11 protein-coding genes are annotated in these 14,136 nt (G+C 61.3%); 6 read left to right on the plus strand and 5 right to left on the minus strand.

The genetic code is table 11. From position 1 onward, the window contains the following. Positions 1-11: 11 nt before the first annotated feature. From PYH37_RS14570 to PYH37_RS14580, 3 genes are all read left to right on the plus strand, one after another. Positions 12-1,100 carry an ABC transporter ATP-binding protein gene (locus tag PYH37_RS14570; RefSeq protein WP_280735640.1) on the plus strand — a complete coding sequence of 363 codons (1,089 nt, stop codon included), beginning with the start codon at positions 12-14 and terminating at the stop codon, positions 1,098-1,100. A gap of 332 nt (positions 1,101-1,432) precedes the next feature. Beyond that, positions 1,433-1,843 (plus strand): hypothetical protein, encoded by a 411-nt coding sequence (locus PYH37_RS14575; protein WP_280735641.1) that lies wholly within the window; start codon positions 1,433-1,435, stop codon positions 1,841-1,843. A gap of 66 nt (positions 1,844-1,909) precedes the next feature. Further along, positions 1,910-2,305 carry a GFA family protein gene (locus PYH37_RS14580; RefSeq protein ID WP_280735642.1) on the plus strand — a complete coding sequence of 132 codons (396 nt, stop codon included), beginning with the start codon at positions 1,910-1,912 and terminating at the stop codon, positions 2,303-2,305. On the opposite strand, the gene edd is transcribed toward PYH37_RS14580, so the two are convergent. The 5 genes from edd to PYH37_RS14605 all read right to left on the minus strand — a co-directional run bounded on the left by edd (position 2,299) and on the right by PYH37_RS14605 (position 9,479). After that, a complete protein-coding gene (gene edd / locus PYH37_RS14585) occupies positions 2,299-4,119 on the minus strand; it encodes a phosphogluconate dehydratase (RefSeq protein WP_280735643.1) in 1,821 nt (606 codons plus the stop codon). The genes PYH37_RS14580 and edd overlap by 7 nt on opposite strands. A 246-nt stretch (positions 4,120-4,365) precedes the next feature. After that, positions 4,366-5,064, minus strand: coding sequence for a 6-phosphogluconolactonase (gene pgl / locus PYH37_RS14590; RefSeq protein WP_280735644.1), 699 nt, complete (start codon positions 5,062-5,064; stop codon positions 4,366-4,368). 9 nt (positions 5,065-5,073) lie between these two features. After that, positions 5,074-6,549, minus strand: a complete 1,476-nt coding sequence (gene zwf / locus PYH37_RS14595; protein ID WP_280735645.1) for a glucose-6-phosphate dehydrogenase — start codon at positions 6,547-6,549, stop codon at positions 5,074-5,076. A gap of 190 nt (positions 6,550-6,739) precedes the next feature. Then, entirely contained in the window at positions 6,740-8,026 is a 1,287-nt protein-coding gene (locus PYH37_RS14600) for an NAD(P)/FAD-dependent oxidoreductase (protein WP_280735646.1), read from the minus strand. 16 nt (positions 8,027-8,042) lie between these two features. Beyond that, a complete protein-coding gene (locus PYH37_RS14605) occupies positions 8,043-9,479 on the minus strand; it encodes a glutamine synthetase family protein (protein WP_280735647.1) in 1,437 nt (478 codons plus the stop codon). A 228-nt stretch (positions 9,480-9,707) separates the two neighbouring features. On the opposite strand from PYH37_RS14605, the gene PYH37_RS14610 reads away from it, so the two are divergent. From PYH37_RS14610 to PYH37_RS14620, 3 genes are all read left to right on the plus strand, one after another. Further along, complete coding sequence (locus PYH37_RS14610) at positions 9,708-10,892, plus strand: BaiN/RdsA family NAD(P)/FAD-dependent oxidoreductase (protein WP_280735648.1); 1,185 nt, start codon at positions 9,708-9,710, stop codon at positions 10,890-10,892. A gap of 155 nt (positions 10,893-11,047) precedes the next feature. Further along, positions 11,048-11,248, plus strand: coding sequence for a hypothetical protein (locus PYH37_RS14615; RefSeq protein WP_280735649.1), 201 nt, complete (start codon positions 11,048-11,050; stop codon positions 11,246-11,248). A gap of 332 nt (positions 11,249-11,580) precedes the next feature. Beyond that, entirely contained in the window at positions 11,581-14,106 is a 2,526-nt protein-coding gene (locus PYH37_RS14620; RefSeq protein WP_280735650.1) for a methyl-accepting chemotaxis protein, read from the plus strand. Positions 14,107-14,136: the final 30 nt, after the last annotated feature.

Genomic DNA, 14,136 nt, shown 5'->3' on the forward strand with positions numbered 1-14,136 from the left:
GGGAGGGTGCGATGACGGGCCTGCTGCTTAAAGATATTCGCAAGTCCTATGGGGCGGTCGATGTCATTCACGGCATCAATCTTGAGATCAAGGAGGGCGAGTTCGTCGTCTTCGTCGGACCGTCCGGCTGCGGGAAATCGACGCTGCTCCGGATGATCGCCGGGCTTGAGGAGATAACGGGCGGCGACATGTTTATCGACGGCGATCGGGTCAACGACGTGCCGCCTTCGAAGCGCGGCATTGCGATGGTCTTCCAGTCCTACGCGCTTTATCCGCACATGACGGTCTACGACAACATGGCCTTCGGCATGCGGATCGCCAGGGAATCGAAGGAGGAGATCGACCGCCGCGTGCGCTCGGCGGCGGAGATACTCCAGCTCACAAAATACCTCGACCGTCTTCCCAAAGCCCTCTCCGGCGGTCAGCGCCAGCGTGTGGCGATCGGGCGGGCGATCTGCCGCAACCCGAAGGTCTTCCTTTTCGATGAACCACTCTCGAACCTCGACGCTGCGCTGCGCGTTGCCACGCGTATCGAGATCGCCAAGCTCAGCGAGCGCATGTCGGGCACGACGATGATCTATGTGACGCACGATCAGGTGGAGGCCATGACCCTTGCCGATCGCATCGTCGTTCTCTCCGCAGGTCACATCGAGCAGGTCGGCGCTCCGCTCGAGCTCTACGAACGCCCGGCGAACCTCTTCGTCGCCCGCTTCATCGGCTCGCCGGCGATGAATGTGTTCCCGTCGACGATTTCAGCGGCCGGTGCGCAGACGACGGTGATGCTGGCGGGCGGAAAATCCGTGACGTTGGACATCTCGACCAATGCCTCCGAAAACGGAACGGAGGCAAGCTTCGGCGTCCGGCCGGAAGACCTGCGCGTGACGGACTCCGAGGATTTCCTGTTCGAGGGGACCGTTGCGATTGTCGAAGCGCTCGGCGAAGTGACGCTGCTCTACATCGAAGGGCTCGTCGAAAACGAACCGATCATCGCGAAAATTCCGGGAATCACGCAGGTCGGGCGCGGCGACAAGGTGCGGTTCACCGCCGACAGGGCAAAGCTGCATCTCTTCGATGCGGCCGGGCAGAGCTATCGCCGCTAGATTCGACTAAGGCCGCAGGCGAGAATGCCCCTCACCCTAGCCCTCTTCCCGCAGGCGGGGAAAGGGGACTAAAAACACCGCGCTCGTACTTAGTCTCCCGAAGCGCGCGCCACGCGCGTCCTTCTCCCCACGTGCGGGGAGAAGATGCCGGCAGGCGGATGGGGGCCGCCGAACGGTGGAACACCGCGCGTCGCCTCGTCCCCATCATCGCCTTCCCTCTGACCCTTCCGGCAGCCGCCGCGCAGCTTTTTCGTGTTTTCGAGACCGGCCAAACTCTCTGTTAAATTTCAGGGGTTAGCGTGGTTGCAAACAAAATACGAAAGGCGAGTTCGATGAGCAGCGCAGCTCCCATGATGCACCGGCACTTTCTCAACAAGGAAGAGTCGTTCATGTACGATCGGGAGGTAAACTTCCCGATGGAAGATACGCGAAACGAGGCGCGTATCGAGTTCACGGAGAAGGCTGTTCAAAATCTTTCGTCACGCCGTTGCGAGATTATCAAGCTCTCCAAGAGCAGCGCCGTCATCAGCATTCTCACGCAGTTTCAGCTCCCGCAGAACTTCTACCTCGATATCCCAAGCGCCCGCATCCCGCTGATCGGCTGCCTGCTGAAGCGCGTTCACGCCAACAACATCATTGAGGCCCGCTTCCTGCGGCTGCTGAGCGATCGCGATCTGAACCGGATTTTCGTCTACAGCACGCATCCGAGCCACCGAAATCGCACGCTCGACATCTATCGATAAACGCGGAAAGCTCGATCGACACATGATCGATTGACCACATGACGCAGCGCAAGCGAGGGAGCCGCCATGCAACGACCCTATCGTCTTTCCTGTCACTGCGGCGGAATCGCGATCGAGGTCGAGGCTGAACTTTCGCGGCTCGTTGAGTGCAACTATTCGACGTGTCGGCGCTCGGGCTTCCTTCACTGGAAGGTGGATGCCGCCGCTGTCAGGCTCGTCACGGAAAAGCGCCGGATGTCGACCTACGTCTGGCGCGGCATCACGGAGGGCCATCATTTCTGCCCGACATGCGGCACCGCGATCATGCGCAGTGGCTATCCAAACGCCAGCGTTTCCCTCAATGCCGGGTGCATTGAGGGCGTGGATGTGTATTCACGCTCGAAGTCGAGCGCTACGACGGTCGGAATGATATGCCTCCCGGGCCGATCCCGTAACGCTGTGACGGTGCCGACGCCTCAGTGAAAGAGTACGCTTGCTCCATGATCGGCCGAGCCGGCGATCTGGCGGAATGGGGCGAAGAGTTCGCGGCCCATGCCGAACTCGTTATCGGAGAGATCGATATGCGCGGGCACACGCGTCTTCAGCGCGATATCTTCGACCAGCACCTCGATCGTTCCGTGAACGGCATCGATGCGGATGATATCGCCTTCCTGGATGCGGGCGATGGGACCGCCATCCTTTGCTTCCGGCGTTACATGAATGGCGGCCGGAACCTTGCCCGATGCGCCCGACATGCGGCCATCCGTGAGGATTGCGACTTTCTGGCCGCGGTCCTGCAGAATGCCGAGCACCGTCGTCAGTTTGTGTAGTTCCGGCATGCCGTTGGCCTTGGGACCCTGGAAGCGTACGACGGCGACAAAATCGCCTTCCAGCTTGCCCGCCTTGAATGCGGCGTTCAGTCCCGCCTGATCGTGGAAGATCTTGGCCGGCGCCTCAATGACGTGGCGTTCCGGCTTGACGGCTGAAGTCTTGATGACCGCCTTGCCGAGATTGCCGGTCAGCATCTTGAGGCCGCCGGTATGCTGGAACGGATGGTCGATGGTTGCGAGCACCTTCGAGTCGCCGCTTTCCTCGGGCGCCGGCTCGCGCCGCACGCCGCCGTTGGCGCCGAGCTTCACGTCGATCGCATAGGCATTGAGGCCCTGACCGAAGACCGTCCGGACATCGTCATGCAGCAAGCCTTTCTTGAGGAGCTGGCTGATCAGGAAGCCCATGCCGCCGGCCGCGTGAAAGTGGTTCACGTCCGCAAGCCCGTTCGGATAGACGCGCGCGAGCAGCGGCACGATGTCGGAGAGTTCCGAAATGTCCTGCCAGGTGAGCACGATGCCGGCGGCGCGCGCCATCGCGACGAGGTGCATCGTGTGGTTGGTCGAGCCGCCGGTCGCATGCAGGCCGACGACGCCATTGACGATCGACCGCTCGTCGATCATCTCGCCGGCGGGTGTGAATTCGTTGCCAAGTGCGGTGATCGCCAGCGCCCGCTTCGCCGCCTCCTTGGTCAGAGCGTCGCGAAGCGGTGTGCCGGGATTGATGAAGGAAGCGCCGGGCAAGTGGAAGCCCATGATTTCCATAAGCATCTGGTTGGAGTTGGCGGTACCGTAGAAGGTGCAGGTGCCGGGACCGTGATAGGACTTCGACTCCGCCTCCAGCAACTCGTCGCGGCCGACCTTGCCCTCGGCGAAGAGCTGCCGGACGCGGGCTTTCTCGTCATTCGGCAGTCCCGAGGTCATCGGGCCTGCCGGAATGAAGACCGCGGGCAGGTGCCCGAAGGTAAGCGCCGCGATCGCCAGGCCCGGGACGATCTTGTCGCAGACGCCGAGATAGACGGCGGAATCGAACATGTTGTGGGAGAGGCCGATGCCTGCCGCCATCGCGATCACGTCCCGCGAAAAGAGCGACAGCTCCATGCCGGGCTGCCCCTGGGTGACGCCGTCACACATCGCCGGCACGCCGCCGGCGACCTGCGCGACGCCGCCGGCCTCATGGGCCGCCTCCCGGATCAGCGCCGGATAGGTCTCGAACGGCTGATGCGCCGAGAGCATATCGTTATAGGAAGTGATGATGCCGAGATTGGGAACGCGGTCGCCGGCGAGCGCCACCTTCTCGGCGGGGGAACAGACGGCAAATCCGTGCGCGAGGTTGCCGCAGCCGAGCACGCTGCGGTGCGGTCCATTCGCCGCGGCGCTGCGGATCCGATCGAGATAGGGTTCGCGATAGGGCTTCGAACGCTCGACGATACGGGCGGTAATGGCGGCAATGCGGGAATCGGCGGACATGGCAAATCCTATTCCGGAGTCTTGGGACTCCTCATCTTCATCCTGTCATCGGCTTACAGCGGCATCGCTTTTGCAGAGGCGCACGTGCCGGTGTAACGCTTTGAATTGCTGCATAATTTACCGTCAATTCGGTCGTGAATTAAGGAATTATGCAGCGAGAATCGCTCCTTCGTGCTGGAGCATCCCTCCGCTCCGGTGATCCCACCGAAAAAACCGGGACACTCCAAATCTCCCCGCCGGACCGTGTTACGGCGCCCAATAGATCTGCAACGGCGATCTTGCGCGCCTCAGCATGGCACGGATCGGCATCTCCATCTCGTCGCCGGGCGCTTCCGCCCGGGCAAGGACCTCTTTCTTGCCGTCGCCTTCAATATGCAGGACCAGAAACCCGGCATCCTGAAGGCTCGAAAAGGTAAAGGTGAGGCGCGTTTCACCGGCGCCGTCGGCGTTCATGGTGATCACGCTGCGTGGCGTCGCCGGATCGATCGCCTCCCTGAGGCGTGTCCCACCGGGAAAGAACGAAGCCGTATGGCCATCCGTTCCCATCCCGAGAACAACGATGTCGAAAGGATTAGCAAAGCCTGCAGTCGCTTCGCTTGCCATTGCCGCAGCGTGTTCCGCGGTGGCCGCGGCACGATAGAGCGGCACGAAACGCGCCGCTGCAGCCTTGTTTTGCAGGAGGTTGGCGGCGACAAGCCCGTGATTGGAACGATCGTTTTCCGGCGGCACGAAGCGTTCGTCGACAAGCGTGACGATTACTCGCGTCCAATCGAGCTCGCGCTGCGAAAGCGCCTGGAAGAAAGCCTTGGGTGTGGAACCGCCAGAGACGGCGATGCTTGCCGTCCCGCGCTCTTTGATTGCCGCCGCGAGCCTGTCGCCGACTGCGTCTGCAAGCGCCTCAGCCAGCGCGGTTCCGTTCTCGAATGTGTGCAGGGTTGCGCTCATGGATCGGCCCTAGATCGCATCGTTCCAGGTGCGGCCGTCGCGCTCGATCAGCGCGATCGACTGGCTCGGGCCCCAGGTGCCGGCGGTATAGCCCTGCACCTGCTGTCCCGTCGCTTCCCACGCCTTGAGGATAGGATCGATCCATTGCCAGGCGGCCTCTACCTCGTCGCGGCGAACGAACAGCGTCTGGTTGTTGCGGACCACGTCGAGCAGCAGCCGCTCATAGGCATCCGCGTTGCGCACGCTGAAGGCCTCGGCGAAGCTCATGTCCAACGGAACGTTCCTGAGGCGCATGCCGCCCGGTCCGGGATCCTTGATCATCAGCGATTGCTTGACGCCCTCGTTCGGCTGCAGGCGGATCATCAGTTGGTTGGCCGAAATGCGCCCGGCGCTGTGGTCGAAAATCGAGTGCGGGATCTGTTTGAAGGTAATGACGATCTCCGACATCCGGCCTGCCATGCGCTTGCCGGTGCGGATATAGAACGGTACGCCGGCCCAGCGCCAATTGCTGACCTCGGCCTTGATCGCCACGAAGGTTTCGGTGTTGGAAACGCCGCCTTCAAGCTCCTCGAGGTAGCCCTTGACCGGGCCGCCCGCGGATGCGCCGGCGCGATACTGGCCACGCACCGTCACCTGCTCGACATTGCCGGAGGTGATCGGCCTCAGTGCGCGAAGCACTTTGAGCTTCTCGTCACGCACGGCCTCCGCGTCCATCGAGGTTGGCACTTCCATGGCGACGAAGCAGACGAGCTGGAGAATGTGATTCTGCACCATGTCGCGCAGCGCGCCCGCTTTGTCGTAATAGCCGGCACGGTTTTCGAGGCCGACCGACTCCGACACCGTGATCTGCACGTGGTCGATATGGGCGGAGTTCCACAGCGGCTCATAGAGCGCATTGGCGAAGCGCAGCGCCATCAGGTTCTGCACCGTTTCCTTGCCGAGATAGTGGTCGATGCGGAAGATCTGCTCTTCGCGGAACACCTTGCCAATGGTGTCGTTGAGTTCCGTCGCCGAGGCAAGATCGCGCCCGATCGGCTTTTCGACGACGATGCGGGTGTTCTTGGTGATGAGCTTATGATCGCGGATCTTTTCCGAAATATCGCCGAAGATCGCCGGGCCGACGGCGAGATAGAAGGCGCGGATGCGATCCCTGCCTTCTTCGAGAGCTTTCTTGAGCGTATCCCAGCCCTGATCGGACTTGGCGTCGACCGAGACGTAATAGAGACGAGAGGTGAACTTCTCCACTTCCGCCTCGTCGAACTCGCCCTGCTTCAGATGTTCCTTCAGTGCGGCGGTCGCAAATCCGCGATATTCCTCGTGGGTGAGGGCTGCGCGCGAGGCACCGATGACCCGCGTCGGTTCCGTGAACTGGCCCTCGATCTGCCGGTGGTAAAGCGCCGGCAGCAACTTGCGCTCCGCAAGATCGCCGGTGCCCCCGAACACGACATAGTCAAAAGGTTCGACGGGTATGATCTGGCTGCTCATGGGATATCTCGATCTCGTTCAGTCTGGGGCCAGGTATATTCTAATCGATTTAAAAAGGCTAGGGTGCGGCGCAACAAAATAGCGGCGCTGTACACTTAGTAGTGCATCCTACCCCCAGGTGGAACCCGGATAAAATGCTCCGGACGAACACGTCGAAGAGCTATTTGCGCGTTCGGGTGGCGCCTGCGTTTCAGAACCGGTCGCGCAGGGCATACCAGCTGAGAGCGAGAAAAAGGAGTACCGAGCGGAATCGCATTCCCCCCGGAAAGGCCGGTATTTTCAGATCCCCAAGAAGATCAAGTTCGGTCTTGTTGCCGAGCGTCAGGTCGGCGAAAAGCTTGCCGCAATAGTTGGAGAGCATGACGCCATGGCCGGAATAACCGCCAATTGTGGTAACGCCCGGAATAACCTCGCGGTAAAACGGCTGTCGGGGCATGGTAATGCCGACCGAGCCGCCCCAGGCATGCGTGATCTCGATATTGGCGAGCGCCGGATAGATTTCGCTGATCTGGCGGCGGATGTGACTGGAGATGTCGCGGGGGTTGTCGGCCGTATAGGCCTCGCGACCGCCGAAAAGCAGCCGTCCGTCCTTCGACTTGCGGAAATACCGCACCACGAAACGCGAATCATCGACCGACTCGCCGCCGGGAAGAACTTCCGGATGATCGGATAGAGCCGTTGTCGCACCGATGAAGGAACGGATCGGCATGACATGGCTGGCGGTTACCGGCTCGAGATTGCCGATGTAGGCATTGCAGGCGATCAGCGCGCGATCCGCCGTGATGGTTCCGTGGGTCGTCTCTATGACGATCGCGCCACCCTGCTTTTCTATCTTCAACGCCTTGGTCTGCTCAAAGAGCTTGGCGCCTGCGAGCGCTGCCTGTTTTGCCAGGCCGACGAGCAGCTTCATCGGGTGGATATGGCCGGTGCCCGTGTCTCTTATGCCGAAATGATAGTGGCTCGACCCGAGCCGGCTCACGGTCTCCTCGCGGTCCATGAAGGTAAGATGCGGATAGCCGAACCGCTCGGCCATTGCGTCGACGTGATTACGGTAGTCTTTTTCGAGGCTCTTCTTATGGCTGACGGAGAGTTGACCGGGCACGAACTCGATGTCGATACCGTGTGTTTCTGCGAAATCCAGCACATAGCGCTTGGCATTTTCCGCCATGCCGAAAAGCAGTTGCGCGCGCTCATGGCCGAGCGCCTCTTCCGCCTCGTCGGCCCAAGCGCGCTGGCCTGTTCCGAATTGACCGCCGTTTCTCCCCGACGCGCCATCGCCGAAACGGCAGGCGTCGATCAGCGTGACGTCGGTGCCGGCCCGCGCGAGATTGTATGCCGCCTGCAGGCCGGTATAGCCGCCGCCGATGATTGCGACATCGGCCTTGCGCGAGCCCGGCATTGTCGGATAGGGCGGTCGCTCCGGAACTGTCGCCTCATACAAGGAGGTTCCAGGAGAGATAGGGCTTTGCCAGATCATGGGGACGTCTCGCGGATCAGACATTCAGAAGCAGGAATTCGCGTTCCCAAGGGCTGATGACCTGCATGAAGGTTTCGAATTCCCCGCGCTTCACGCCGGCATATATGGCGATGAACTCGGCGCTGAACACGTCGGCGAGCGATGGCTCCGATTCGAGCAGCGAAACGGCCTCGAGCAGTCCGCGCGGCAGATCGATTTCGCCTTCGTTGGCGGTATCGTCGCTGGGCGGGCTCGGATGCAGGCCCTCGATGATGCCGAGATAGCCGCAGCCGAGCGAGGCGGCGAGCGCCAGATAGGGGTTGGCGTCGGAGCTCGGCAGGCGGTTCTCGATGCGTCTGGCGGCCGGATCGGAAACGGGAATTCGGAAGGCCGTGGTCCGGTTGTCGTAACCCCAGGCGGTGTTCACGGGCGCGGACATGTCGGGGGTCAGCCGCCGATACGAATTCACGTAGGGCGCCATCATCGACAATGTTTTCGGCACGTAATGCTGCATGCCGCCGATGAACGAGAAGAACTCCTTGGAAGGCGCGCCGTCCGCATTGGAGAAGAGATTGCGGCCGGTATTCATCTCGATCACCGACTGGTGGATGTGCATCGCGGAGCCCGGCTGTCCCTGCATCGGCTTTGCCATGAAGGTGGCATAGATGCCGTGCTTCAGCGCTGCTTCGCGGATCGTGCGCTTGAACAGGAAGACCTGATCGGCCAGCTCGATCGGATCGCCGTGCCGCAGATTGATTTCGAGCTGGGCCGGTCCCTCTTCGTGGATCAGCGTGTCGATCTCCAGACCCTGCTTCTCGGAGAAATGATAAATGTCGTCGATCAGCTCGTCGAATTCGTTGATGCCTGCAATCGAATAGCCCTGGCCGCCAAGGATCGAGCGGCCGGAGCGGCCCTTCGGCGGGCGCAGCGGATAATCCGGATCGTCATTCTGCGCGACGAGGTAAAATTCGATCTCCGGCGCTACGACCGGTTTCCAGCCTTTCTGGCGGTAGAGATTGACGACGCGCTTCAGAACGTTGCGGGGCGTGTAGCTGATCTGCTCGCCCTGCGAGCCGGCGATATCGCAGATCACCTGCGCCGTCGGGTCGGTTTCCCACGGAACGATGGAAAGGGTGGAAAGATCCGGCACCAGCTTGATGTCGCTGTCGCGCGAATCGTAGCGGAACTGACCGGTTTCCTCGGGATATTCGCCGGAAATGGTGTGGCGGTAGATCGCTGACGGCAGAGCGAGCGAGGTGTTCGAGGTGAACTTTGAGGTCGGCATCATCTTGCCGCGCGGCACGCCGGCAAGGTCGGGAGTGATGCACTCGATGTCTTCGATGCCGCGGATCTTGAGCCAGTCGACCGCCTCCTTCCAGGTCTTCACGCCTCGGGCAGAATGGAGCGCGACGGGTATTTTCGAACTTTTGCTGATCCTTGTTGTCTGTTGGGCAACACTTCTCTTGGATGGCATAAATCACCGGATTTCGCTTCGGATAGCGCATCATAGCCGCAGATTGGTAATTGGCTACTGCATGTTTCCTTAAATCGTAGCCGATTTAAGGATGAAAACATGCGGCAATTCAAAGTGCTGCAGCGACCTTTGTGCGCCTGAGAAGACGCACGACGCTGTAGAGCGGTTGACGATTGACTCTTGCGTTCGTCATCGGGAAGGAAAGCGGAAACGTGAAGAGGGCACTGCGTGGCAGAGAAACAGGACGTGGTAATCATCGGCGCGGGCGCCGCCGGCATGATGTGCGCCATCGAGGCGGGTAAGCGCGGGCGCCGCGTGCTGGTGCTCGACCACGCCAAGACGCCTGGGGAAAAGATCCGTATTTCCGGCGGCGGCCGCTGCAATTTCACCAACATCCATGCGGGCCCGAGGAACTTCCTCTCCGACAATCCGCACTTCTGCAAATCGGCGCTCGCCCGCTACCGGCCGCAGGATTTCCTTGCGCTTGTCGAGCGGCATGGCATCGCCTGGCACGAGAAGACGCTGGGGCAGCTTTTCTGCGATCACTCGGCCAAGGATATCATCCGGATGCTGCTCGCCGAGATGGAGAAGGCAGGTGCGGAACTGCGGCTGGAGACGGCGATCTCGGCCGTCGAAAGCGCAGAATCGAGCTTCCGCCTGGCGACGAATTCCGGAACGATCGAGGCCACGTCGCTGGTCGTTGCTAGCGGTGGCAAATCGATCCCGAAAATGGGAGCGACGGGTCTTGCCTATAAGATCGCGGAGCAGTTCGGTCTGCCGGTCGTGGAGACGCGGCCGGCATTGGTTCCCCTGACCCTCGACCAGGCCCAACTCGAAAAGCTCGCCGCCCTTGCCGGCGTCGCCGCCGATGCCGAGGCCCGTTTCGGCAAGGCTGCCTTTCGCGAAGCGGTGTTGCTCACTCATCGGGGGCTGAGCGGGCCGGCAATCCTGCAGATTTCCTCCTATTGGCGCGAAGGCGCCGAGATCGTGCTGCGGCTGATGCCGGATATCGATATCGCGTCCATTCTCAGGGGAATGCGCCGGACGAACGGGCGTCACGCGGTGCAGACCGCGCTGGCCGACATCCTGCCGCGACGGCTGGCACAGTTTTTTGCCGAGGAAGCAAAGCTGACGGGGCGGTTGTTGGCCGATCTCTCGGACAAGGCCATCGATGCGCTCTCGACCTCCATTCAGGCCTGGACGCTCAAGCCAGCCGGCTCGGAGGGCTACCGAACCGCCGAAGTGACGCTCGGTGGGGTCGACACGCGCGCACTCGATTCGAGAACAATGCAGGCACGGAGCATTCCGGGCCTCTATTTCATCGGCGAATGCGTGGACGTTACAGGCTGGCTCGGCGGCTATAATTTCCAATGGGCCTGGGCCTCCGGTTTTGCCGCCGGTCAAGACGTGTAACCATCCGCCAAAAATGGTGATTTGCACCTTCAGCCATTGTTAAGGGAAATGGCTGAACCTGCTTTCATGGCTGCAAGGCCGGCCGAACGGTCCACGAATGGAGACCACACTGTTTCCATTTCATGGACTTACCCTGGCGGCAGGATGGTTGCACCATGATGCGCATGGGCAAGGCGGCATCGGCCTTGCCGGCCAATGACAAGGACAGGAATGCCATGACCCAGCAACGCCGCCGTCCCCGCGCTATCGCCATCAGCCGCACCGGTGGAAGCCGTTCGCAGAATGAGCTGATCGCATTTGCTGCCGTTCTCGCCCTTTTTACTGTCCTGGCCTACGCGATATTTCCCTCTTTCTGAGAGGCGAGGCAGGCGCTTCCCGCGTCTGAAAGGATTCGCGGCGCTGTGGGGCGGCTTTCAGTAACCGACCGCGCTTATACAAATCTTAATCGTTCAAAATGAATATGAGCAACAAGTGAGTCCGTCAGGGCGTCGCTGCCCGTGAGGTGGCGCGGTCCCGCAATGATTGCCGACGGACTGGCGGCGTGCTCCGCATGACTTTCCAAAAACATCAGCCTGTTTGCGCACCGGGTGCGCCCGCGCGTTCGCCTCGAATTTCGGCCTTCGAGACGATTGGACGCTTCGAGCCACCGGGGGAGGCGAAATGCTAGCTGGGAGCCAAGGTGTTTTCCATGTTCATTGATCGGATTCTTGCCCGGTTCAAGATTCAGACGAAGGTGCTGTTCTTCATCCTGCCGTTCGTCGTCAGCATTTCGGCTGTCGGCATTACCGGCCTCTATGCCTCGGGTTTGCTTCAGGGCCGCATGGAGATTTCCAACAGCGTTCTGCAGACGCTGAGCGGCTTCAAGGATGTTTATGCCGGAATGAACAACTTCCTGCACAAGACCACCGAAGAAAGCCGGCAGGCAGTTCAGGCCACGATTGGCGCGCAGAAGGACATTCTGGCGCAGACGGCCGCGCAGGTCGCCGGGCAGAACGGGGAAAACGAACTGGGTGCCGCGATTTCCGCGACGACCGATATCGAAGCGCGCATCGACGAGCTTTGGACGCTTCATGTCGGTGAGCAGCAACTGCGCGGCGCGACGAAGGCCAATCTGGAGCGCCTGGTCGCCGAACAGGTGAAGATCAATGACGAGGCGAACCGACTGCAATACGCCGTGCGCAAGGATGAGAATGCTGCGAAGACGATGCTGCGAAACGCCGAGAAGCTCATGCGCGCGAGCCGTTTCTACACAGAATTCGCGACCGAGGTCAGCAAAGTCACGACGATCGAGGAGAAGCTAAAGGTCGCAAAAGACCGCTTTCCAATGGTCGGCCGCACGCAGCGCGACATTTTCGTGCTGCTGCCGAAGGGCGAAAAATCTCTCGCAGATACCGTCAATTCGTCTGCAAGCGCGATCGGCTCACTTGTTAACAAGCCGGCCGGCCCGGAAACCCTCGCCGGTCTTGCGAAGTATGTCGATCGCTTCCGCACGGCGAGCTTCCGCCTGGAGGCGGCTTCCGTCGGCAAGATGCGCGAAGCGACGCAAATCTTCAGCGAACTCGACGGCAAGATAGCGAGTACCGAATCCGTCCTGACCGCGACACGCAGGCTCTCGGCATCGATTACCGATATCCAGATCGCCGCCGCCGCGTTTCTCGGCAGCACGACCGAGGAAAACCGCCAGAAGCTTCTGGACAAATTTCTCGCCGTTCAGGCCAACTTGACGACCTTGCGCGGGGTCGCCAAGGGCATGAGCTTCTTCGATGTCACAGCCGATACGCTTCTGCCGATCGTCAACGTGATGAAGAAGGATGGCGTCGCCCTGGTCGAGATCACGCAGAAGCGGACCGCCGAATTCAATGCTGCTGGCGCGTCGATCAACGCGATCTGGGGCGATCTCACCGTGTTTGCCGAGCAGCAGAAGGTTGCCGCAGGCACGGAGAGGGAGGAAGCCAATCAGATTTCAGTAGCCGCGACGATCGCCGGCGTCGTGATCGCTCTTCTCGCCGGCATCGCGCTGACGCTCACGCTTAAGAAACCGATCGGCCAGATCACCGCCGCCATGCGCCGGCTCGCCGACGGCATGCTCGATACCTCGATCGACGGCGATGCGCGACGCGACGAGATCGGCGACATGGCGCGCGCGCTTGGCGTCTTCAAGGAAAATGCCCTTTCGAAAGTACGCATCGAGGCCGAAAGCGAGGAACAGCGCGCCCGCTCCGAGGCCGAGCGCAGCCGCAACGATACGGAAAAGCGTGAACTCGACCGGCAGATCGATCTGGCCGTCAGCGAGCTTGCGGCGGGCCTCGGACGGTTGGCACAGGGCGATCTGTCGCGGCAGATCGCGGTTCCGTTCCATGGCCGGCTCGAGCAGTTACGGATGGATTTCAACGGGTCGCTTATCCGTCTTCAGGACACGCTGGCGCAGATCCGCGCGAACGCCCAGGCGATCCAGCAAAGCGGAGCGGACATGCATCATTCCGCCGACGCGTTGTCCAAGCGCACGGAAGCGCAGGCTGCATCGCTCGAGGAGACGGCGGCCGCGGTTGACCAGATCACCGTAACGGTGCGCTCGTCAGCCGAACGTGCGCATGAGGCGAACCACGCCGTGTCGCAGACCAAGAAGAGCGCCGACAGCTCGGCGACAGTCGTCACCAACGCGATTGCCGCGATGGGGCGTATCGAAGGGGCCTCGCGGCAGATCGAGCAGATCATCGAGGTGATCGACGATATCGCCTTCCAGACCAACCTGCTCGCCCTGAATGCCGGTATCGAAGCCGCACGCGCCGGCGAGGCCGGAAAAGGCTTTGCCGTGGTCGCGCAGGAAGTCCGGGAACTGGCGCAACGCTCGGCCGAGGCGGCCCGGGAAATCAAGGGCCTCATCAACAAATCGACCGAAGAGGTCAATTCCGGCTCGTTGCTTGTCAAGGAGACAGGCGCGGTGCTCGCCTCGATCAGCGCCCAGATCGTCTCCGTCAGCCAGCATGTCGAGATGATCGCGACCGCAAGCCGCGACCAGGCGATGGCGCTGAACGAAGTCAACGGTTCCGTCAACCAGATGGACCAGATGACGCAGCAGAACGCCTCGATGGTGGAAGAGGCGACGGCCACCAGTCGGGCGCTGGCCAACCAGGCGGACACGTTGATGATGCTGGTCGAACAGTTTCGCCTGGAGCCGGAAACCGGAGCCGGCCAGGTTTATCGCGCGGCGTAGCGGAACAACCGCAAGGCGGATGGATGCTGC

The organism is Sinorhizobium numidicum, assembly GCF_029892045.1.
Lineage (GTDB): Bacteria > Pseudomonadota > Alphaproteobacteria > Rhizobiales > Rhizobiaceae > Sinorhizobium > Sinorhizobium numidicum.

Coding starts and splice junctions, on each gene's coding strand:
- PYH37_RS14570 (WP_280735640.1), top strand. CDS start 12: ATGACGGGCCTGCTGCTTAAAGATATTCGCAAGTCCTATGGGGCGGTC.
- PYH37_RS14575 (WP_280735641.1), top strand. CDS start 1,433: ATGAGCAGCGCAGCTCCCATGATGCACCGGCACTTTCTCAACAAGGAA.
- PYH37_RS14580 (WP_280735642.1), top strand. CDS start 1,910: ATGCAACGACCCTATCGTCTTTCCTGTCACTGCGGCGGAATCGCGATC.
- edd (WP_280735643.1), bottom strand. CDS start 4,119: ATGTCCGCCGATTCCCGCATTGCCGCCATTACCGCCCGTATCGTCGAG.
- pgl (WP_280735644.1), bottom strand. CDS start 5,064: ATGAGCGCAACCCTGCACACATTCGAGAACGGAACCGCGCTGGCTGAG.
- zwf (WP_280735645.1), bottom strand. CDS start 6,549: ATGAGCAGCCAGATCATACCCGTCGAACCTTTTGACTATGTCGTGTTC.
- PYH37_RS14600 (WP_280735646.1), bottom strand. CDS start 8,026: ATGATCTGGCAAAGCCCTATCTCTCCTGGAACCTCCTTGTATGAGGCG.
- PYH37_RS14605 (WP_280735647.1), bottom strand. CDS start 9,479: ATGCCATCCAAGAGAAGTGTTGCCCAACAGACAACAAGGATCAGCAAA.
- PYH37_RS14615 (WP_280735649.1), top strand. CDS start 11,048: ATGATGCGCATGGGCAAGGCGGCATCGGCCTTGCCGGCCAATGACAAG.
- PYH37_RS14620 (WP_280735650.1), top strand. CDS start 11,581: ATGTTCATTGATCGGATTCTTGCCCGGTTCAAGATTCAGACGAAGGTG.